This window comes from Pseudomonas sp. RA_15y_Pfl2_54 (genome assembly GCF_963971015.1).
GTDB classification, from domain to species: Bacteria; Pseudomonadota; Gammaproteobacteria; order Pseudomonadales; family Pseudomonadaceae; genus Aquipseudomonas; species Aquipseudomonas baetica_A.
The window spans coordinates 15,903-36,354 of record NZ_CAXAPN010000016.1 but is presented as its reverse complement, the minus strand read 5'-3'; the positions used below and the strand labels follow the sequence as shown (position 1 = coordinate 36,354).

Annotated in this window: 17 protein-coding genes and 1 pseudogene; 13 read left to right on the top strand and 5 right to left on the bottom strand. The window is 60.6% G+C overall.

Annotated elements, in window-relative coordinates; genetic code table 11:
* Window positions 1-128: 128 nt before the first annotated feature.
* The 13 genes and pseudogenes from arnB (at window position 129) to AACY50_RS13455 (ending at window position 14,526) form a co-directional block, all read left to right on the top strand.
* A complete protein-coding gene (arnB, locus tag AACY50_RS13515) occupies window positions 129-1,277 on the top strand; it encodes a UDP-4-amino-4-deoxy-L-arabinose aminotransferase (RefSeq protein WP_339465074.1) in 1,149 nt (382 codons plus the stop codon).
* Window positions 1,274-2,296 carry an undecaprenyl-phosphate 4-deoxy-4-formamido-L-arabinose transferase gene (arnC, locus tag AACY50_RS13510; RefSeq protein WP_339494364.1) on the top strand — a complete coding sequence of 341 codons (1,023 nt, stop codon included), beginning with the start codon at window positions 1,274-1,276 and terminating at the stop codon, window positions 2,294-2,296. Before arnB ends, arnC begins: the two co-directional genes overlap by 4 nt.
* Complete coding sequence (gene arnA / locus AACY50_RS13505) at window positions 2,293-4,299, top strand: bifunctional UDP-4-amino-4-deoxy-L-arabinose formyltransferase/UDP-glucuronic acid oxidase ArnA (protein ID WP_339465076.1); 2,007 nt, start codon at window positions 2,293-2,295, stop codon at window positions 4,297-4,299. Before arnC ends, arnA begins: the two co-directional genes overlap by 4 nt.
* Window positions 4,299-5,183, top strand: coding sequence for a 4-deoxy-4-formamido-L-arabinose-phosphoundecaprenol deformylase (arnD, locus tag AACY50_RS13500; protein ID WP_339465077.1), 885 nt, complete (start codon window positions 4,299-4,301; stop codon window positions 5,181-5,183). The genes arnA and arnD overlap by 1 nt, the downstream gene beginning before the upstream one ends.
* Window positions 5,180-6,832, top strand: a complete 1,653-nt coding sequence (gene arnT, locus AACY50_RS13495) for a lipid IV(A) 4-amino-4-deoxy-L-arabinosyltransferase (RefSeq protein ID WP_339507657.1) — start codon at window positions 5,180-5,182, stop codon at window positions 6,830-6,832. The genes arnD and arnT overlap by 4 nt, the downstream gene beginning before the upstream one ends.
* Window positions 6,829-7,173: a 4-amino-4-deoxy-L-arabinose-phosphoundecaprenol flippase subunit ArnE gene (gene arnE, locus AACY50_RS13490; protein WP_221731700.1), complete on the top strand. Its 345-nt coding sequence runs from the start codon at window positions 6,829-6,831 to the stop codon at window positions 7,171-7,173. The genes arnT and arnE overlap by 4 nt, the downstream gene beginning before the upstream one ends.
* Window positions 7,170-7,574 (top strand): 4-amino-4-deoxy-L-arabinose-phosphoundecaprenol flippase subunit ArnF, encoded by a 405-nt coding sequence (gene arnF, locus AACY50_RS13485; RefSeq protein WP_339465080.1) that lies wholly within the window; start codon window positions 7,170-7,172, stop codon window positions 7,572-7,574. The genes arnE and arnF overlap by 4 nt, the downstream gene beginning before the upstream one ends.
* On the top strand, window positions 7,571-8,950 hold the full coding sequence (locus AACY50_RS13480) for a UDP-glucose dehydrogenase family protein (RefSeq protein ID WP_339465081.1): 1,380 nt from the start codon (window positions 7,571-7,573) through the stop codon (window positions 8,948-8,950). Before arnF ends, AACY50_RS13480 begins: the two co-directional genes overlap by 4 nt.
* Complete coding sequence (locus AACY50_RS13475; protein ID WP_339465082.1) at window positions 8,947-10,545, top strand: ArnT family glycosyltransferase; 1,599 nt, start codon at window positions 8,947-8,949, stop codon at window positions 10,543-10,545. The genes AACY50_RS13480 and AACY50_RS13475 overlap by 4 nt, the downstream gene beginning before the upstream one ends.
* Before the next feature lie 105 nt (window positions 10,546-10,650).
* Window positions 10,651-11,234: pseudogene (locus tag AACY50_RS13470) on the top strand (MFS transporter); the annotation flags it as partial.
* A 155-nt stretch (window positions 11,235-11,389) separates the two neighbouring features.
* The gene (locus AACY50_RS13465; protein ID WP_339465083.1) at window positions 11,390-12,076 is read left to right on the top strand and encodes an HPP family protein; all 687 of its coding nucleotides are present in this window, start codon (window positions 11,390-11,392) and stop codon (window positions 12,074-12,076) included.
* A 188-nt stretch (window positions 12,077-12,264) separates the two neighbouring features.
* Window positions 12,265-13,371 (top strand): enoyl-CoA hydratase/isomerase family protein, encoded by a 1,107-nt coding sequence (locus AACY50_RS13460; RefSeq protein WP_339465084.1) that lies wholly within the window; start codon window positions 12,265-12,267, stop codon window positions 13,369-13,371.
* A 3-nt stretch (window positions 13,372-13,374) separates the two neighbouring features.
* A complete protein-coding gene (locus tag AACY50_RS13455) occupies window positions 13,375-14,526 on the top strand; it encodes an acyl-CoA dehydrogenase family protein (protein ID WP_339465086.1) in 1,152 nt (383 codons plus the stop codon).
* A gap of 130 nt (window positions 14,527-14,656) precedes the next feature.
* Here the strand turns inward: AACY50_RS13455 and AACY50_RS13450 are convergent, their stop codons facing one another.
* The 5 genes from AACY50_RS13450 to AACY50_RS13430 form a co-directional block, all read right to left on the bottom strand.
* Window positions 14,657-15,430, bottom strand: coding sequence for an enoyl-CoA hydratase (locus AACY50_RS13450; protein WP_339494371.1), 774 nt, complete (start codon window positions 15,428-15,430; stop codon window positions 14,657-14,659).
* Between the two features lie 16 nt (window positions 15,431-15,446).
* Window positions 15,447-16,574 carry an acyl-CoA dehydrogenase gene (locus tag AACY50_RS13445; protein WP_339494372.1) on the bottom strand — a complete coding sequence of 376 codons (1,128 nt, stop codon included), beginning with the start codon at window positions 16,572-16,574 and terminating at the stop codon, window positions 15,447-15,449.
* A gap of 143 nt (window positions 16,575-16,717) precedes the next feature.
* Window positions 16,718-17,911 (bottom strand): acetyl-CoA C-acyltransferase, encoded by a 1,194-nt coding sequence (locus AACY50_RS13440; protein ID WP_339494374.1) that lies wholly within the window; start codon window positions 17,909-17,911, stop codon window positions 16,718-16,720.
* Window positions 17,912-17,923: 12 nt separating this feature from the next.
* Window positions 17,924-18,685 carry an SDR family NAD(P)-dependent oxidoreductase gene (locus tag AACY50_RS13435; protein WP_095126290.1) on the bottom strand — a complete coding sequence of 254 codons (762 nt, stop codon included), beginning with the start codon at window positions 18,683-18,685 and terminating at the stop codon, window positions 17,924-17,926.
* 16 nt (window positions 18,686-18,701) lie between these two features.
* A complete protein-coding gene (locus AACY50_RS13430) occupies window positions 18,702-20,366 on the bottom strand; it encodes an AMP-binding protein (protein ID WP_339507659.1) in 1,665 nt (554 codons plus the stop codon).
* Window positions 20,367-20,452 lie beyond the last annotated feature (86 nt).

The following is a 20,452-nucleotide window of genomic DNA, read 5'->3' as shown; positions in this document are numbered from 1 at the left end:
AAAGTCAACCAAAGCCCGACGTCAGGTTGTTCTAACAACCTGTTGATGTAGAAAAGAATTCTGCGTCTACGCTGGTACTGGATCCGATGAAAATCGTGAGGCTTTCTTTTTTTCTCATTGAGGTGCCCATGAGTCAGGCGTTTCTCCCCTTCTCCCGCCCGAGTATCGGCGATGAAGAAATTGCAGCCGTCGAGCAAGTATTGCGCTCGGGCTGGATCACCACCGGACCGAAAAACCAGGCACTTGAAGAACAGTTCGCTCAATACGTGGGGTGCCATCATGCCGTGGCACTGTCTTCGGCTACCGGCGGGATGCATATTACGTTGCTGGCGTTGGGCATCGGCCCGGGCGATGAAGTCATTACGCCGTCGCAAACCTGGGTGTCGACCGCCAACATGATCTCGCTGATCGGCGCCAAACCTGTGTTTGTCGACGTCGACCGCGACACCTTGATGACCGACGTTGTGCGCATCGAAGCGGCCATCACCCCACGCACCAAAGCGATTATTCCGGTGCATTACGCCGGTGCCGCGTTCGATCTCGATCCGCTGTACGCCCTGGCCGACAAGCACGGTATCGCAGTGATCGAAGACGCGGCCCATGCCGCCGGCACCCGCTACAAGGGCCGCCACGTTGGCGCGCAAGGCACAGCCATCTTTTCCTTCCATGCGATCAAGAACATGACCTGCGCCGAAGGCGCGATGTTCGTCACCGACGATGAAGCCCTGGCCAGTCGCGTGCGCATGCTCAAATTCCATGGTCTGGGCGTCGATGCCTACGACCGCCTGACCGGTGGGCGCAAGCCACAGGCGCAAGTGATGGAGCCGGGTTTCAAATACAACCTGGCCGACATCAACGCAGCGATTGCATTGGTGCAGTTGCAGCGCCTCGACGCGATCAACGCCCGCCGTACCGAGTTGGCCACTGCCTACCGACAAAAACTCGAAGGCCTGCCGGTGCAGCCACTGGCCGTGCCCGACTACGCGCAACAGCACGCCTGGCACCTGTTCATCCTGCGCATCGACAGCGAGCGTTGCGGCATGGACCGCGAAGCCTTCATGAAAGGTTTGCAGGATCAGGGCATCGGCACCGGTATCCATTTCATCGCCACCCACCTGCACACCTGGTATCGCCAGCGTGACCCCGACCTGTACCTGCCCAACACCGAATGGAACTCGGCGCGGCTGTGCTCGATTCCGCTGTTCCCCGACATGACCGATCAAGACCTTGATCGCGTGGTCGGCGCCATCGCCACCCTAATGGACAAACGCCTGTGAAACCTTACCCAATCCGTTGCGTGTCGATCGTTATCCCGGTCTACAACGAACAGGAGAGCCTGCCGGAACTGCTGCGCCGCACCGAAGCGGCCTGCCGGCTGCTGCGTCACGACTTTGAAATTGTCCTCGTGGACGATGGCAGTCGCGACGACTCCGCCATGCTTCTTGAAGAAGCCGCCACCCGCGAAGACAGCCCGTTTGTGGCGGTCATCCTCAACCGTAACTACGGCCAGCACGCGGCGATCATGGCCGGTTTCGAACAGTGCAAGGGCGACGTGGTCATCACCCTCGATGCCGACCTGCAGAACCCGCCAGAAGAAATCCCGCGACTGGTGGCCGAAGCCGAAAAGGGTTACGACGTGGTCGGCACCGTGCGCGGCAACCGTCAGGACTCGGCCCTGCGCCGCTATCCGTCGAAGCTGATCAACCTTGCCGTGCAACGCTCAACCGGCGTCGCCATGAGCGACTACGGCTGCATGCTGCGCGCCTACCGCCGCACGATCATTGACGCGATGCTCGCCTGCCGCGAACGCAGCACGTTCATTCCGATTCTGGCCAACAGCTTCGCCCGCCACACCACGGAAATCGTCGTCGCCCACGCTGAGCGTGAGCATGGCGATTCGAAGTACAGCCCGATGCGCCTGATCAACCTGATGTTCGACTTGACCACCTGCATGACCACCACACCGCTGCGTTTGCTGAGCATTGTCGGCTTCGCGATGGCTGGGCTGGGCGTGCTGTTTGCGGTGGCGTTGATCGTACTGCGGCTGGCCTTCGGCGCCGGTTGGGCCGGTGACGGCACGTTCGTGCTGTTCGCCGTGCTGTTCGTGTTCACCGGCGGCCAGTTCATCGGCATGGGCCTGCTCGGCGAATACCTGGGCCGCATGTACAGCGATGTGCGCGCCCGCCCGCGTTTCTTCATTGAAAAAGTGTTGCGCAGCCACGCCGATAGCCCGGCGCCTGCCGTCACTGTTGATGGTCTCTCTTCTTCCTCTACTACCGGTCAGGTTCACTCATGAGTGCAAAAACTGTTGTCTTCGCTTACCACGATATTGGCTGCGCCGGCATTCAAGCCCTGCTCGACAGCGGCTTTGACATCGCAGCGGTGTTCACTCACGCCGACGACCCGAAAGAAAACGCCTTCTACAGTTCTGTGGCGCAACTGTGCGCCAACAAAGGTATCCCGGTTCACGCGCCGGAAGACGTTAACCACCCACTGTGGATCGAGCGCATTGCCAAACTCGACCCTGAGTACATTTTCTCGTTCTACTACCGCAACCTGCTGAGCGAGCCGCTGCTGGCCCTTGCCAAAAAAGGCGCGTTCAACCTGCACGGTTCGCTGCTGCCGCGCTACCGTGGCCGCGCTCCGGCGAACTGGGTGCTGGTCAACGGCGAAACCGAAACCGGGGTGACCCTGCACCGCATGGTCAAACGTGCCGATGCCGGCGCCATCGTGGCTCAGCAACGCGTCGCCATCGAACGCAGCGACACCGCACTGAGCCTGCACGGCAAACTGCGTACTGCCGCCGCTGATCTGTTGCGCGACACCTTGCCAGCGATGCTTCAAGGCAAGATCAGCGAAACGCCGCAAGACGAATCCAAAGCCACGGTGTTTGGGCGTCGTACGCCGGCGGACGGCAAATTGGTCTGGGCCAATCCGGCCGAGCAACTGTTCAATCTGACTCGCGCCGTGACTCAGCCGTATCCGGGCGCTTTCTGCGCCGTGGGCGAACACAAGCTGATCGTCTGGAGCGCCGAAGTCGTCAAAGGCAACGAAGGCCAGGCCCCGGGCCGGGTGATCAGTGTCGATCCGCTGCGCATTGCCTGCGGTGAAGATTCGCTGGTGATCCTCTCGGGTCAGCGCAACGACAACGGTCTGTTCCTCAGTGGCCCGCAACTGGCCAGCGAACTGGGTCTGGTCGACGGCTCGTTGCTGCGCGGCGCTGAATCCGGTCGTGGGCCACGCCGTACTCGCGTGCTGATCCTGGGCGTCAACGGGTTCATCGGTAATCACCTGTCCGAGCGCCTGCTGCGTGATGATCGCTATGAAGTCTACGGTCTGGACATCGGCTCTGATGCCATCGACCGTCTGCGCAGTCATCCGCACTTCCACTACGTTGAAGGCGACATCAGCATTCACTCCGAATGGATCGAGTACCACATCAAGAAGTGCGACGTGGTGCTGCCACTGGTGGCCATCGCCACGCCGATCGAATACACCCGCAATCCGCTGCGCGTGTTCGAGCTCGACTTCGAAGAAAACCTGAAACTGGTGCGCTACTGCGTCAAGTACAACAAGCGCGTGATCTTCCCGTCGACGTCGGAAGTCTATGGCATGTGCCAAGACAAGAACTTCGACGAAGACACTTCAAACCTGATTGTTGGCCCGATCAACAAGCAGCGCTGGATCTATTCGGTGTCCAAGCAACTGCTGGACCGGGTGATCTGGGCTTATGGTGCCAAGGGCCTGAACTTCACCCTGTTCCGCCCATTCAACTGGATGGGGCCGCGCCTCGATCGTCTGGATTCGGCGCGTATCGGCAGCTCCCGTGCAATCACCCAACTGATCCTCAACCTGGTGGAAGGCACGCCGATTCGTTTGTTCGACGGTGGCGAGCAGAAACGCTGCTTCACCGACATCGCCGACGGCGTCGAAGCGCTGGCGCGGATCATCGATAACGACAACGACGCCTGCAACGGCCAGATCATCAACATCGGCAACCCGGACAACGAAGCGAGCATCCGTCAGTTGGGCGAAGAGCTGCTGCGTCAGTTCGAAGCCCACCCGCTGCGCGACAACTTCCCGCCGTTCGCCGGTTTCCGCGACGTCGAGAGCAAGGCGTTCTACGGTGCCGGTTATCAGGACGTCGAACACCGCAAACCGAGCATTGCCAACGCCAAGCGCCTGTTGAACTGGGAGCCGACCGTTGAGATGCGCGAGACCATTGGCAACACGCTCGACTTCTTCTTGCGCGAGGCCATGCTCGAAATCTCGGAGAGCTGCGATAAAGAGGCACGCTGATGCAGGCAGGTCTTCGTATCGATGTCGACACCTACCGCGGCACCCGTGAAGGTGTGCCGCGACTGTTGGAGATGCTCGACGAGGCGCAGGTCAAGGCAACGTTTTTCTTCAGTGTCGGCCCGGACAACATGGGCCGGCATCTGTGGCGCCTGATCCGCCCGCAGTTCCTCTGGAAAATGCTGCGTTCCAACGCGGCTGGCCTGTACGGCTGGGACATTCTGCTGGCCGGCACGGCCTGGCCCGGCAAACCGATTGGCCGCGATCTCGGGCACCTGATGCGTCAGGCCCGGGACGCCGGTCATGAAGTCGGCCTGCACGCCTGGGATCACCATGGCTGGCAGGCCAATGCCGGGCGCTGGAGCGACAAGCAACTGATCGAGCAGATTCGTCAGGGTGTCGACACCTTGAGCGACATTCTTGGCCAGAAGATTGAATGTTCGGCCGCCGCCGGTTGGCGTGCGGACGAGCGCGTGATCGAGGCCAAGCAAGCTTTCGGTTTTCGCTACAACAGCGATTGCCGTGGGCAGCGGATGTTCCGTGCGCTGTTGGCTGACGGCACACCGGGCACGCCACAGATACCGGTGGACTTGCCGACCTTCGACGAAGTCGTCGGCCCGAGCGTGGCTGCGCAGGACTTCAATGCGTACATCCTCGATCGCTTGCGCCCGGAAAACCTCAACGTCTATACCATTCATGCCGAAGTAGAAGGGATTCTGATGGCTCAGGATTTTCGTCAATTGCTGGCCGAGGCACGCCAGCGAAACATCGAGTTCAACCCTTTGGGCAACTTGTTGCCCGAGTTCCTCAACACCTTGCCCGTAGGCCGCGTAGAGCGCGGCGTCCTCGATGGCCGTGAAGGCTGGTTGGGAGTGCAAGGCGCATGACTCAACGCTGGACATTGCCGCTGCTGTTGCTGGTTTTTTTCCTGCTCGCTTATTTGCTGCCGCTGGGCACTCACGGTTTGTGGATTCCAGACGAAACCCGCTACGCACAGATCAGCCAGGACATGCTCCTGAGCGGTAACTGGGTGTCGCCGCACTTCATGAGCCTGCGCTATTTCGAGAAGCCGATTGCCGGGTACTGGATGATCGCGCTGGGTCAGGAGTTGTTCGGGCAAAACCTGTTCGGCGTGCGCTTTGCCTCGGCATTGAGCACCGGTTTGAGCGTGTTGTTGTGCTTCTTGATCGCTCGACGTTTATGGAATGACCCGCGCAAAAGTTTTGTCTGCGCCCTGCTCTACATGAGTTTCACCATCGTTGCCGGGCAGGCCGGATACGCCAACCTCGATCCGCAATTCACTTTCTGGGTCAACCTGAGCCTGGTGGCGCTGTGGTTTGCTGTCGACAGTCACACCGGCGGCAAGCGCCTGGCCGCCTGGGCGTTGTTGGGACTGGCCTGCGGCATGGGGTTCATGACCAAGGGTTTTCTCGCCTGGCTGCTGCCGGTGCTGATCGCCTTGCCGTGGATGCTCTGGCAAAAACGCTGGCGTGAATTGCTGATGTACGGCCCGATGGCGATTGCCGTCGCGATCATCGTCAGCCTGCCGTGGGTGCTGTCGGTGCATGCGCAAGAGCCGGATTACTGGCGGTTCTTCTTCTGGCACGAACACATCCGCCGCTTCGCCGGTGACGATGCCCAGCACGATGCGCCGTGGTGGTTTTACCTGCCGCTGCTGGTGGCGTTCAGTCTGCCGTGGGTCGGTCTGTTACCGACGGCATTCAAGCAGGCGTGGCAAACCCGCGCTCAGCCCCAAGTCGTGTTCCTGCTGCTGTGGCTGCTGATGCCGCTGCTGTTTTTCAGCTTGAGCAACGGCAAGTTGCCGACTTACATCCTGCCCTGCCTGCTGCCAATGGCGTTGCTGCTCGGTCATGCGCTGGCCGACCGTTTACGTCTGGAGCAAGGCCGGGCGCTGAGCATCAATGGTCTGCTGAACCTATTGTTGGGGCTGGTGACGCTGATCGCAGTGGTCTACCTGCAACTGAAAAAACCGCTGTACGACCACGAATTGCACAGCATGGTGCTGGTGTTCATTGCCCTGACCGGCTGGATCATCGCCAACCTGCTGCAAGCCTTCCTGCCTCTGCAATGCTGGGCGGCGCCGGCATTCGGCAGCCTGTTGCTGATTGGCGTGTTGCCCGCGGCGCTGCCCAAATCGGTGGTCGCCAACAAGATGCCCGATCAGTTCATCCGTCATCACGTCACTGAACTGGCACAAACCACGCACTTGTTGAGCAACGATCTGGGCGCGGCCTCGGCCCTCGCCTGGCGCCTGAAACGCCCGCAGGTTGCGCTGTACAACACGATAGGCGAACTGAAATATGGCCTTGCCTATCCTGACGGCATTCAACAACGGGTCGATTCCGATCAAGTGCAACAGTGGATGCACGAGGCTCGCCGCAGCGGTTCGGTCGGCGTGGTGATGCGCGTCAAGGGGCAGGAAGAACTGGACGAAATCGACAAACTGCCCAAGGACGGCATCCGTTACGAGCAGGGCAATCTGGTGATCATGATCCTTCCCAAGGAGGCGTCATGAGCCTGTTGCTGCTGTTGGTCGCGTGCCTGCTGACCTGCCTGGGTCAGGTGGCGCAAAAATACGCGGTGGAGAGTTGGCGCGGCGTCGATTCCTCCTGGGCTGAAAAACTGCGTTCGCCGTGGTTGTGGCTTGCACTTTTGGCGCTGGGCAGTGGCTTGCTGGTCTGGCTGTTGGTATTGCAGCGTCTGGAAGTCGGCATTGCCTACCCGATGCTCAGCCTCAACTTCGTGCTGATCACGTTGATCGCTCGCTTCGTTTTCCGCGAACACATTGATCGCCGGCATTGGCTGGGGGTAGCGCTGGTGATCGGCGGTGTCGTACTGCTGGGGCAACAATCATGAGCCAACGTCGTGGGATCGCCTTCGCCATGGGCAGCGTGTTGTTGGTCAGCGCGGCGCAACTGGGCATGCGCTGGAGCATGACGCGCCTGCCAGCGCCTGAGCAATGGCTGGCGCTGGACGGCATCGACCTGCACGCATTGGCGGTCGTGTTCACGGCCATTTTCGCCTACGCCCTGTCGATGCTGTGCTGGCTCGCCGCGCTGCGCGATCTGCCATTGGGCCGCGCGTATTCACTGCTGAGCATCAGCTATGCGCTGGTGTACCTGCTGGCGGCCAGTCTGCCGCTGTTCAACGAATCCTTCAGTTTCACTAAATCACTGGGCGTGGCGCTGGTCATGCTCGGGGTCATCACCATTAACACTCGTCCGGCTCGTGCGCCCGAATTCAGGAGTGCTCCATGAAAATCACAGTGTTTGGAAGCGGTTACGTCGGTCTGGTACAAGCGGCTGTGTTGGCCGAGGTCGGGCATGACGTCGTGTGCATGGACGTCGACCAGAAGAAGGTCGATCTGCTCAAGCAAGGCCATGTCAGCATCTTCGAACCGGGGCTGGCCAGCCTGGTGCGCGAAGGTCTGGATTCGAAACGCCTGCAATTCACCACCGATGAACAACTCGCCGTGCAACACGGTCGCGTTGCGTTCATCGCGGTCGGCACGCCGTCCCGTGAGGACGGCTCGGCCGACCTGCGCTACGTGCTGTCAGTCGGTGACGCGATTGCCCGTCATCGTGAGCAACCCCTGATCCTGGTGGAGAAATCCACGGTACCGGTGGGCACCGGCGACAGGCTGCGCGCGCACCTCGAAAAGGCGCTGGTCAAGGCGGGTCGGTTGCTGCAGTTCGATATCGTCTCCAATCCGGAGTTTCTCAAGGAAGGCTCGGCCGTTGCCGACTGCCGCCGTCCGGACCGGATCGTCATCGGCTGTGAAGGTGACGAAGTGCGCGACGTGATGCGCGATCTGTACTCGCCATTCAACCGCAACCATGACCGCATCATGTTCATGGACCTGCGCAGCGCCGAGCTGACCAAGTACGCCGCCAACTGCATGCTGGCGACGAAGATCAGCTTCATCAACCAGATCGCCGAACTCGCCGAGCACCTGGGCGCCGACATCGAGTCGGTGCGTCAGGGCATCGGCGCCGATACGCGTATTGGCTACCACTTCATCTACCCGGGCTGCGGTTATGGCGGTTCGTGCTTCCCCAAGGATATGCGTGCGCTGATCCACAGTGCCGAAGAGGCGCATTGCTCCAGCGACTTGTTGCAAGCGGTCGAGGCGATCAACCAGCGGCAGAAGCACAAGTTGTTCGAGCGCATCAACGCGTTCTACAAAGGTGATCTGCGCGGCAAGACCTTCGCGCTCTGGGGCTTGGCGTTCAAGCCCAATACCGATGACATGCGCGATGCGCCGAGCCGGGTTTTGCTTGAAGAGTTGTGGGCCGCAGGTGCCAGCGTGCGTGCGTTCGACCCCGAAGCCATGCAGGAAACCCAGAACCTGTACCCCAACGAACTGAAACTGATGCTCATGGGTACACCGGAATCGGTATTGCCGGGGGCTGATGCGCTGATCATCTGCACCGAATGGCAGCAATTCAAGGCGCCGGATTTCGACTTGATCAAACAGCGCCTCAATAATCCGGTGATTTTCGACGGACGCAACCTGTACGACGCGGAACGTCTGGCACGTAACGGGTTCCACTACTTCCCGATGGGCCGTGGTGAATCGCGCACATTGCCGATCCCGCTGCAACAGTGGCCTCACACCTCAGACGTCGCTTGAACACGCTGTCGCCTGCCATCCGCCAGCAGTCCCTGATCGCGGGACTGTTGGCATTCTTGTTGTTCGTCGCCGGGGTCTACGGGCAGGCCCCTATCGGTTTTGACTCGCGTTTTGTGCTGTTCGCTCAGGAGATGCTGCGCCACGGGCCGACGGTGTTTCCCACGACGTATGGTCAGCCGTATGCCGATTACTCGGCGCTGTCGACGCTCTTTATCTGGTTTTTGTCGTTGCCGTTCGGTGCGGTCAATGCGTTCACGGCGTGGGCACCGAGTGCTGTCGCCGGCGCGGTGATCGTGACGTTGATGTACCGGCTACTGGCGCCCTATTCGCACCCCTGGGCGCTGATCAGCATTTTGTTGCTGATGCTGACCGGCACTTTTGTCACCGAAGTGCGTGCTGTATCTCAGGACTTGATGCTAGCCGCCGTGGCGTTTGCGGTGTTCTACCTCGGTTACGCCCATGAACATTTCGGCGGCGGACAACGTTGGCCGCTGATTTTCGTGCTGCTGTTGCTCGGTTTCGGCATTCGCGGGCCGATCGGGTTGGTGGTGCCGACCGGCATGTTATGCAGTTATTACCTGCTCAACCGACAGTGGTCGCGGTTGTTCGTGTTTGGTCTGTTGGCCTCAGTGCTGCTGGTGGCGTGTGTGGGCCTGCTGCTGTGGTTTGCCAGACTCAGCGGCGGGCCAGCGTTTATGCAGGATGTGATTCGCATGCAGTTCATGGGGCGCATGGACGGCAGTGAAGGCGTCAGCGGTTCGCTGTATTACTTCACCAGTTCGCTGGGCAACTATGCGCTGGCATATCCCTTGGCCTTACTGGCGTTGGCGGCTGCCTGGCTGAGCAAACCACAGCAGCGCGGGCCGGCCTTGCGGCTGGTGCAGTATTGCGCGGCGGCCGGGCTGATCGTGATCGTCGGCTTGTCGATTCCGCAGGCGAAAAAGGCACGGTATCTGCTGCCGATGTTGCCGATGGCGGCGATCATCGCGGCGTATCCGTTTCAGGTTGCTCAAGGTCGGGGGTTCGCGTGGCTGCGCGGTTTGATACTTGGCCTCTGGCTGGTAACGCCCGGATTGTTGATATTGGCCTTGCTGGTCGCAAAGAAGCGTTTCCCCGAGCAACTGGGCGAAATCACCCTCGTTATGATCGTGTTGGGCGCCCTCCAATTGGCGGCGTTGTGGCGGTTGTTGCGGCCCCGCTGGCGCGCTGAAACATTGGCACTGTGTTCAGTGCTGGCGTTGTGGACGGTGTATGCGTCAGTGTTTGAGCCGGTTGAGCGGCGGCTGTATGACACACAGACCTTCAGTCGTGCCGCGTTTGCCCAGGTTCAGCAAAACCCTGCACCGTTGGTGCTGCACGGGATGGGCAAGGACGCCAAGGCGATCAAGTTCATGGTCAACATCGAACAGGATCTGCAACCGCAGTTCACCGACACCGCACAGGCGCTGGAAGCGCTTAAAGGCCCGGCGTGGCTGATCATGGATCGCAGTGATTTCCTGACATTGAAGGGGTCGTCACTCGATTCGTTACAACCGGTACTCAGCGGCGCGTTTGATAAAAACAACTACGTCCTGCTGTACCTCAAGCCCTTGTAGCCGCTAACCACCCTCCCCGCCATCGGGAGGGTTCAGCTTGACCGGTGGCCTGTGCGCGGCGAGGATGGCCGCGCGCCAGCCGAGCGCTGAAATAAGGACATAGAGATGATGGGTGTGGTGATTGCCGGTATCCAGCCACAGGCCCCCTTCATCGTTGCCGGCATGATCGCCATTGGCAGCATTTTTTTTGCTGCTCGGTGTCTCACTGGAGGCAAAGCCAATATCAACGGTCAGTCAGCCACAAAGCTTTGTGAAGACCCTGATCATCCTGAAGAACGACCGCACGATGATCCTGTTCACCCTCGGTTGCCTGCTCAGCACGCTGGTACCTGCACTTCTGGATTGCGGCGGGCACTGCATTGTTCATCGTTGGCCTGATCGGCTTCAGTCTGGCTGACAGCCTCGTCGGCTGGTGCGTGGCGATGTTCATCTTCACCCTCGGCGAGATGATCATTTACCCGGCGGATTTCCTCTTCGTCGACACCCTGGCCCCTGAAGAACTGCGCGGCAGTTACTACGGTGCACAGAACCTGGCGGCACTGGTCGGCGGTGCGAGCCCCGTAATGTGCGGTTTTCTGCTAATGCACACACCCGCGCCGAGCATGTTTTATGCCTTGAGCGCTCTGGCCGCATTAGGCGGTTACCTCTGTTACATCAGTGGTCGTCGTGTCGCTTCAGTGCAAAAATAATGCACTAAAACTGCATTAATATGAATTTGTCAGCATAGAGATTGATCGGCACACTGTGCGCGTTCCTCCCCCAATGTTGGAACAACTTCGAGGGCTTTCCGGATTGCCGGACAAGTCCTTTTTTTTGCCCGGACTTTTTACAGGATCGGTTTCACATGCTCGCTCGCTGGTTGCCCGCCGCCATCAACACCCGCCCCACCGAATGGAGCCGCGCCGCTATCGGCATGGCGTTGGGCACGTTGTTCAGTGTGTGGCTGTGTGCGCAGGTGTTTGGCCATGAGGTGGCTTATCACCTGATCGGGCCGTTGGGTGCGTCGGCGGTGTTGCTGTTTGCCGTATCGTCCGGGGCGCTCGCCCAGCCGTGGTCGATCATCGGCGGTTATCTGTGCGCAGGTGGGGTGTCGATATTGGTTGCCCACGTACTCGGGCGAACTTTGGGTAGCGCATGCCTGGCGGCGGGCATGGCGTTGATCCTGATGTGCTGGCTGCGGTGCCTGCACCCACCGGCCGGTGCGTTGGCACTCACCTTGGTGCTGGCCGATCCCGCCACCATTGCCATGGACTGGAAAGCCATGGCGCCCGCGATGCTCGGCGCGGCGTGCATGCTGCTCAGTGCGCTGGCCTACAACAACCTCACGCGTATTCGTTATCCAAAACGCCCCGCTGAACTGGCGCCAGCGGTCGCCCCGGTCGACAGCCAGGCGATCACCGCCCAAGACCTGAAACGGGCGCTGGCCGACATGGACGCGTTCATCGACGTCACTCCTGAGGATCTTGAACGGCTGATCCACGCCAGTGAACTGCATGCCAAACGTCGCAGTATTGGTGAAGTTTTCAGCTGACAGCCACCTGCATCAATGGCGCGAGGGGGCCACTTCCCTCGCCACAACGGCAATCTTGTACCCAAGGCAAAAACGCAAACTCCCCCTGCACATATCCCCGTTGTACACGGCAAATTTGCACTGTTACGATCCGGTAACGCTCGCGCGCGAGCTTCTCGAATAAAGACAATAAAAGCAGGGAGTTAGTGATGACTGCTCAGGCTTCATCCCCGAGGACTTTGTCCATGGATGCCACGCAAAACGAAGTGCTGGCCGAGGTTCGCAACCACATCGGTCACCTGACCCTCAACCGCCCCGCCGGCCTCAATGCCATCACCCTCGACATGGTTCGCCTGCTGCAACAGCAGCTCGATGCCTGGGCCGCGGACGCCAATGTCCATGCCGTGGTACTGCGCGGTGCCGGTGAAAAAGCTTTCTGCGCCGGTGGCGACATTCGCTCGCTGTACGACAGCTTCAAAAGCGGCGACACGCTGCACGAAGATTTCTTCGTCGAGGAATACGCTCTCGACCTGACGATCCACCATTACCGCAAACCGGTGCTCGCGCTGATGGATGGTTTTGTCCTTGGCGGCGGCATGGGGCTGGTGCAAGGCGCCGATCTGCGGGTCGTCACGGAGAAGAGCCGTCTGGCGATGCCGGAAGTGGCCATCGGTTATTTCCCGGACGTCGGCGGTAGCTATTTCCTGTCGCGCATTCCCGGTGAACTGGGGATTTATCTGGGCGTCAGCGGCGTGCAGATTCGCGCCGCTGATGCGCTGTATTGCGGGCTGGCCGACTGGTACGTCGACAGTGACAAACTGGCGACCCTCGATCAGCAACTCGATCATCTGCAATGGAGTGACACGCCGCTGAAGGATCTGCAGAACCAGCTCGCCAAAATGGGCGTACAAACCCTGTCCGATGCGCCATTGCAAAAACTGCGTCCGGTCATCGACCATTTCTTCGCCCTGCCGGACGTGCCGAGCATGGTCGAGCAATTGCGCGCTGTGACCGTGGCCAACAGCCACGAATGGGCGACCACTACGGCTGATCTGCTGGAAACCCGTTCGCCATTAGCCATGGCCGTGACCCTGGAAATGCTTCGTCGTGGCCGGCATCTGAGCCTGGAACATTGCTTCGCGCTGGAACTGCATCTGGATCGCCAGTGGTTCGCACGCGGTGATTTGATCGAAGGCGTGCGCGCCCTGCTGATCGACAAAGACAAGACACCTCGCTGGAACCCACCGACCCTCGCCGCGCTGGACGCTGCGCATGTCGCGAGTTTCTTCCACGGTTTTGATGAGAGCGGGAGCTGAGCCATGCACGATCTCGAACTGACTGAAGAACAAGTCATGATCCGCGACATGGCCCGGGACTTTGCCCGCGGCGAAATCGCACCCCACGCGCAAGCCTGGGAAAAGGCTGGCTGGATCGACGACGCTTTGGTGGCGCAAATGGGCGAACTGGGTTTGCTCGGCATGGTCGTGCCAGAAGAATGGGGCGGCACTTACGTCGACTATGTGGCGTATGCGTTGGCGGTCGAAGAAATCTCCGCTGGCGACGGCGCGACGGGTGCATTCATGAGCATTCACAACTCCGTCGGTTGCGGCCCGGTGCTCAATTACGGCAGTGACGCCCAGAAGCAGACCTGGTTGGCGGATCTGGCCAGCGGTCAGGTCATCGGCTGCTTCTGCCTGACCGAACCCCAGGCCGGCTCCGAAGCGCACAACCTGCGCACTCGCGCCGAACTGCATGATGGCCAGTGGGTGATCAACGGCGCCAAGCAATTCGTCAGCAACGGCAAACGGGCGAAACTGGCTATCGTGTTTGCGGTGACCGATCCGGATCTTGGCAAGAAAGGGATTTCCGCGTTTCTGGTACCGACCGATACGCCCGGTTTCATCGTCGATCGCACCGAACACAAAATGGGCATCCGCGCCTCCGACACCTGCGCGGTGACGCTGAACAACTGCAGCATTCCCGAGGCCAACCTGCTCGGTGAGCGCGGCAAGGGTCTGGCGATTGCCCTGTCCAACCTTGAAGGCGGACGCATCGGCATCGCTGCGCAGGCGCTCGGCATCGCCCGTGCGGCGTTTGAAGCGGCGCTGGCTTACTCGCGTGATCGGGTGCAGTTCGGCAAACCGATCAACGAGCATCAGAGCATCGCCAATCTGCTGGCCGACATGCACATGCAATTGAACGCAGCGCGGCTGATGATCCTGCATGCGGCGCGGCTGCGCACGGCGGGCAAGCCGTGCCTGTCAGAGGCTTCACAGGCCAAGTTGTTTGCTTCGGAAATGGCCGAGAAGGTCTGTTCGTCAGCGATTCAGATTCATGGCGGGTATGGGTATCTGGAGGATTATCCGGTCGAGAAGTATTACCGCGATGCGCGGATTACCCAGATTTATGAAGGGTCGAGCGAGATTCAGCGAATGGTGATTGCCCGGGAATTGAAGAACTACCCGCTATAACCGTGCGGGCCGCCTCCCGGTGGAGAGGCGGCCCAATGGTCAAACCCCCAAAAGCTTCGCGGGCAAGCCCGCTCCCACAAGGTTCTGTGCAGCCCTGTGAGGGCGGGTTTGCCCGCGATAGCGTCAGTAATTACTTGCCCTGGAACTCCGGCGCCCGCTTGGCCACGAACGCCGCCATCCCTTCCTTCTGATCCTGTGTGGCAAACGCGGCATGGAACACCCGGCGCTCAAAACGTACGCCTTCCGTCAGGTTGACCTCGAACGCTCGGTTGACGCTTTCTTTGGTCATCATTGCAATCGGCAGCGACTTGCTGGCAATGACGGCGGCCACCTTCAGCGCTTCATCCAGCAGTTCATCACTGGGCACGATCCGCGCGACGATGCCGCAGCGCTCGGCTTCCACGGCATCGATCATGCGCCCGCTCAGGCACATTTCCATGGCCTTGGCTTTGCCCACGGCACGGGTCAGGCGCTGGGTGCCGCCCATGCCCGGCAGGACGCCGAGGTTGATTTCCGGCTGGCCGAACTTGGCGTTGTCGCCGGCCAGAATAAAGTCGCACATCAACGCCAGTTCACAGCCCCCGCCAAGGGCGAAGCCGTTGACCGCTGCGATGATCGGCTTGCGTCGATTGGCGACACGGTCGCTGTCGCTGAACAGATCGTCCATGTAGATCTGCGGATAGGTCAGCTCGGCCATTTCCTTGATGTCGGCACCGGCCGCGAAGGCTTTCTTCGAACCGGTGAGGACGATGCAACCAATGTTCGCGTCAGCTTCCAGCCCATCGAGCGCATGGTTCACTTCGCTGACCAGTTGCGCGTTCAGCGCGTTCAGCGCCTGCGGGCGGTTCAGGGTGATCAGGCCAACGCGGCCGTGGATTTCCAGCAGAATCGTTTCGTAAGTCATGAATAAAAACTCCTTCTCAAAGATTGCGCGAAATGACCATGCGCTGAATATCACTGGTGCCTTCGTAGATCTGGCAGACACGCACGTCGCGGTAGATGCGCTCCAGCGGGAAGTCGTTGAGGTAACCGTAACCGCCCAGGGTTTGCAATGCCATCGAGCAGACCTTCTCGGCCATTTCCGAGGCGAACAACTTGGCCATCGACGCCTCGACCAAGGCCGGTTGACCACTGTCACGCAGGGCGGCAGCGTAATGCACCATTTGCCGCGCAACGGCGATCTGCGTGGCCATGTCAGCGAGGCGGAACGCCACGGCCTGATGCTCGATGATCGGCTTGCCGAAGGTGTCCCGCTCGCGGGCGTAATCGCGCGCGGCTTCGAACGCGGCGCGGGCCATGCCCACCGCTTGCGAAGCAATGCCGACGCGCCCGCCCTCGAGGTTGGCCAAGGCGATCTTGTAGCCCTCGCCCTCCTCGCCCAAACGGTTCGCGACCGGGACTTTGACGTCTTCGAAGAGAATCTGGCAGGTGTCCGAAGCATGCTGGCCGAGCTTGTCTTCAACGCGGGCCACTTTGTAGCCCGGCGAATCGGTCGGCACGATAAGTGCGGTGATTCCGCGTTTGCCGGCACTCGGATCGGTCACTGCAAACACAATGACAATCCCGGCGTTTTGCCCCGACGTGATGAACTGTTTGCAGCCATTGAGCACGTAGTGATCACCTTCCAGGCGTGCACGGGTTTTCAGGCTGCTCGCATCGGAACCGGCTTGCGGCTCGGTCAGCGCGAACGCGCCGAGCATTGCGCCGCTGGCCAGCGGTTTGAGGAAGCGCTCGCGCTGATCGTCGTTGCCAAACTTGAGAATGGGCACGCACCCCACCGAGTTGTGCACGCTCATGATGGTCGAGCAGGCGCCGTCGCCGGCCGCGATTTCTTCCAGGGCCATGGCATAGGCCAGGTAACCGGTGTCGCAACCGCCCCACTGCTCCGGCACGAGCATGCCGAAGAAGCCCAGTTCGGCCATTTCGCCGATGGCTTCCTTGGGAAACCGGTGTTCGCGATCCCACTCGGCGGCGAACGGTTTCAGCCGCTCCTCGGCAAACTGCCGGGCCATGTCGCGGATCTGGTTTTGGTCTTCGTTGGCAATCATGGTGAATCCTTAAATCCGGGGGTGACTACACAGAACCCTGTGGGGGGGGCTTGCTCCCGAAAGCGGTGTGTCATTCAAAAGTGATGTGCCTGACACAGCCACTTCGGGAGCAAATCTCCTCCCAGCGTTGGGAATGGTTGGCCTTAGTAGACGCATTCCACGGCCATGGCCGTCGCTTCGCCGCCGCCGATACAAATTGCCGCGATACCGCGTTTGAGGTTTCTCTGGCGCAAGGCCGAGAGCAAGGTCACCAGAATCCGCGCGCCGGATGCACCGATCGGATGGCCCAAGGCACAGGCGCCGCCGTGCACGTTGAGTTTGTCGTGAGGAATTTCCAATTGAGTCATCGCCGCCATGCCGACCACAGCAAACGCTTCGTTGACCTCGAACAGATCAACGTCGCCCAACGACCAACCGGTTTTCTTGATCAATTTCTTGATCGCACCAATCGGCGCCACCGGGAACAGGCCCGGGGTGTCGGCGAACGCTGCGTGGCCGTGAATCACCGCCAGTGGTTTCAAACCGAGTTTCTGCGCCTGCGACTGACGCATCAGCACCAGTGCAGCGGCGCCATCAGAGATCGAACTGGCGTTCGCCGCCGTCACCGTGCCGCCTTCGCGGAACGCCGGCTTCAGTGAGGCGATCTTGTCGAGTTTGGCTTTCGGCGGCTGCTCGTCATGGCTGATCAGCACCTGCTCTTTGCCGACGGTCACGGTCAGCGGAACGATTTCAGCCTTGAAGCTGCCGTCCTTGATCGCTTGCTGGGCGCGGGTGGTCGAAGCGATAGCGAACGCGTCCTGGGCTTCACGGCTAAAGTGATGGGTTTGGGCGCAATCTTCGGCGAAGGTGCCCATCAGCCGGCCTTTGTCGTAGGCATCTTCGAGCCCGTCGAGGAACATCGAATCAAGCACGCGGCCATGGCCCATGCGGTAACCGGCGCGGGCACGATCCAGCAGATATGGCGAGTTGGACATGCTTTCCATGCCGCCGGCAATGACCACATCGGCGCTGCCAGCGACCAACATGTCGTGGGCGAGCATGGTGGTTTCCATGCCTGAGCCACACATTTTGTTGACCGTGGTGCAACGGGTCGATTTATCCAGCCCGGCGCCCAGTGCGGCCTGACGCGCAGGCGCCTGACCGAGGCCTGCCGGCAATACGCAACCGAACAGCACTTCGTCGACCGAGTCGCTGGCAACACCTGCACGCTCCACCGCCGCCTTGATCGCGGCAGCGCCGAGTTGTGGCGCGGTGAGGCTTTTCAGTTCGCCTTGAAAGCCGCCCATGGGGGTGCGGACAGCGCTGACGATGACAATCGGATCGTTGGAAAGGGTCATGACAAATCCTCCTTACTTGGCGGCCATGCGCAAGGCACCGTCGAGACGGATCACCTCACCGTTGAGCATGCTGTTTTCGATGATATGCCGAACCAGTGCGGCGTACTCGGCAGGCTTGCCCAGACGCGGCGGGAACGGCACACCAGCGGCCAGCGAGTCGCGGACTTCCGGGGTCATGCCGGCCATCATCGGGGTTTCGAAAATGCCCGGTGCGATGGTCATCACACGAATGCCGAAGCGGGCCAGTTCGCGGGCGGCCGGCAAGGTCAGGCTGGCGATGGCGCCTTTGGACGCCGAATAGGCGGCCTGACCGATCTGGCCATCGAATGCCGCCACCGAGGCGGTGTTGATGATCACGCCGCGTTCGCCGTCGGCATTGGCCTCGGCTTCGGCGATGGCCGCAGCGGCCAGGCGCAACATATTGAAGCTGCCGATCAGGTTGACGTTGATCACTTGGGCGAAACTGCTCAGTGCATGCGGGCCGTTCTTGCCGAGGATCTTTTCGCCACGCACAATACCGGCGCAGTTGACCAGACCGTTCAGGCTGCCGAAGGCTTTGACGGTCGCCTGCACGGCAGCTTCGGCGGCGGCTTCGTTGCTGATATCGGCCACCACGCTTTGCGCGCCCAAACGCTGCGCCTGTGCGGCGACTGCTTCGGCATTCATGTCCACCAGCATCACTTTGGCGCCGGCACTGACCAGCAATTCAGCCGTGGCGGCACCCAGGCCGGACGCGCCGCCGGTGACGATAAAAACCTTGTTTTCGATCTGCATGACTGTACTTCCTGATTCAAGCTGAAACGTTATGCGCCGCGGCCTCTTGAGCCTTGGCGATTTCCTGGTTGCGCAAGATAAAGCGCTGCAATTTGCCACTCGGGGTTTTGGGCAACTCGCTGACAAATTCGATTTCACGCGGGTAGGAATGCGCGGCCAGACGCTTGCGTACGTGTTGGCGCAGCTCTTCGGCCAACTCCGGCGCGGCGCGGTATTGCGCGCTGAGCACGACGAACGCTTTGACCAGTTCGGTGCGTTCCGGGTCCGGCTTGCCGACCACCGCCGCTTCGACCACGGCCGGGTGTTCGATCAACGCACTTTCGACGTCGAACGGGCCTACGCGGTAGCCCGATGTGGTGATCACGTCATCGCTGCGGCCGACAAAACTGATGCTGCCGTCCGGGTTCCATTCCACGGTGTCACCGCTCAGGTAGTAGTCGCCGACGAACGCCTTGGTCGGCGCGCCTTCGTAACCGCCGAACCAACACATCGGCGATTGCGGACGGTCGATGGCGAGAATGCCCGGCTGGCCGACACCAAGTTCGTTGTACTGATCGTCGAGCACCACAATGCGATGACCCGGCGAGGTAAACCCGGCAGCGCCAACATGAACAGGGTGTGCGAGGCCGTGGTGATTGCACAGGACCATGCCCAGTTCGGTCTGGCCGTAATGGTCGTGTATGACCACGTCGAGGTGGTCGGCGAACCAGCGGATGACTTCCGGGTTCAGCGGCTCACCGGCGCTGCTGACGATGCGCAGTTTGCCCTTGATCGACTTGGCGAACTCGTCACCGCCGGCAATCAGCAAGCGATACGCCGTTGGCGAACCGGTGAGGTTGGTGATGCCGTACTTGTTGATCACCCTGCAGGTACTTTCCAGGGTAAACGGGCCGTCGTAGAAGGTGATCGGGTGGCCCATCGACATAGGGCCGGTGACGCCGTAATAGATGCCGTAGGCCCAGCCCGGATCGGCGACGTTCCAGAACGCATCTTCCGGGCGCAGATCCACGGCATCGCGAGTGTAGCTCTGGAACGCGACGATGGCTTTGAGCGGCACCGACAGCGCTTTCGACGGGCCGGTGGTGCCCGAGGTGAACATCAACAGGAACGGGTCTTCGCCAGTCAGCAGCACCGGTTCGCAGGCATTGGAATAATGAGCCAGTTCGGCCCAGAAACTGAAATCGCCCCGGACGATGCCCTGCCCTTTGGCGCCACTGACGGTGACCAGCGTCGGGCAGTCTGCAACTTCCGTGAGTTTCGGTCGGTTGACGGCGTCAGTGACCACGATTTTGGCGCCGGAGCTGTTCAGGCGATGTTCGAGGGCCTTGGGGCCGAACGCGGTGAACAGCGGCTGATACACCGCGCCGATACGCCAGGTGGCAAACACGGTGATGAGCAATTCGATGTTGCGTGGCAGCAGGCCGGCAACCTTGTCGCCCTTCTGCACGCCTTGGGCGAGGAGAAAATTGGCGAAACGCGCGGCTTTGTCCTGCAAGTCGCTGAAGGTGTAGGTCGCGCTGGCGCCGTCGCGGCCTTCCCAGAACAGCGCGATGCGCCCCGGCAATGCATGACGGTCGCAACATTCGACGCAGGCGTTGAGCGCCTCAAGCGTTGCGCTGAGCGCGGCATCGACGGTGTGCTGATAGTTGAACTGTTCGGTGGCAGACAAGTAATCGCGCATTGCCAGAATCCCTCTGTGTTTTTATTAGGCTGGGAACCGTAAACAACACAGCGATAGTCGCGCTGTGGTGGGCTTGGGGCAATGGT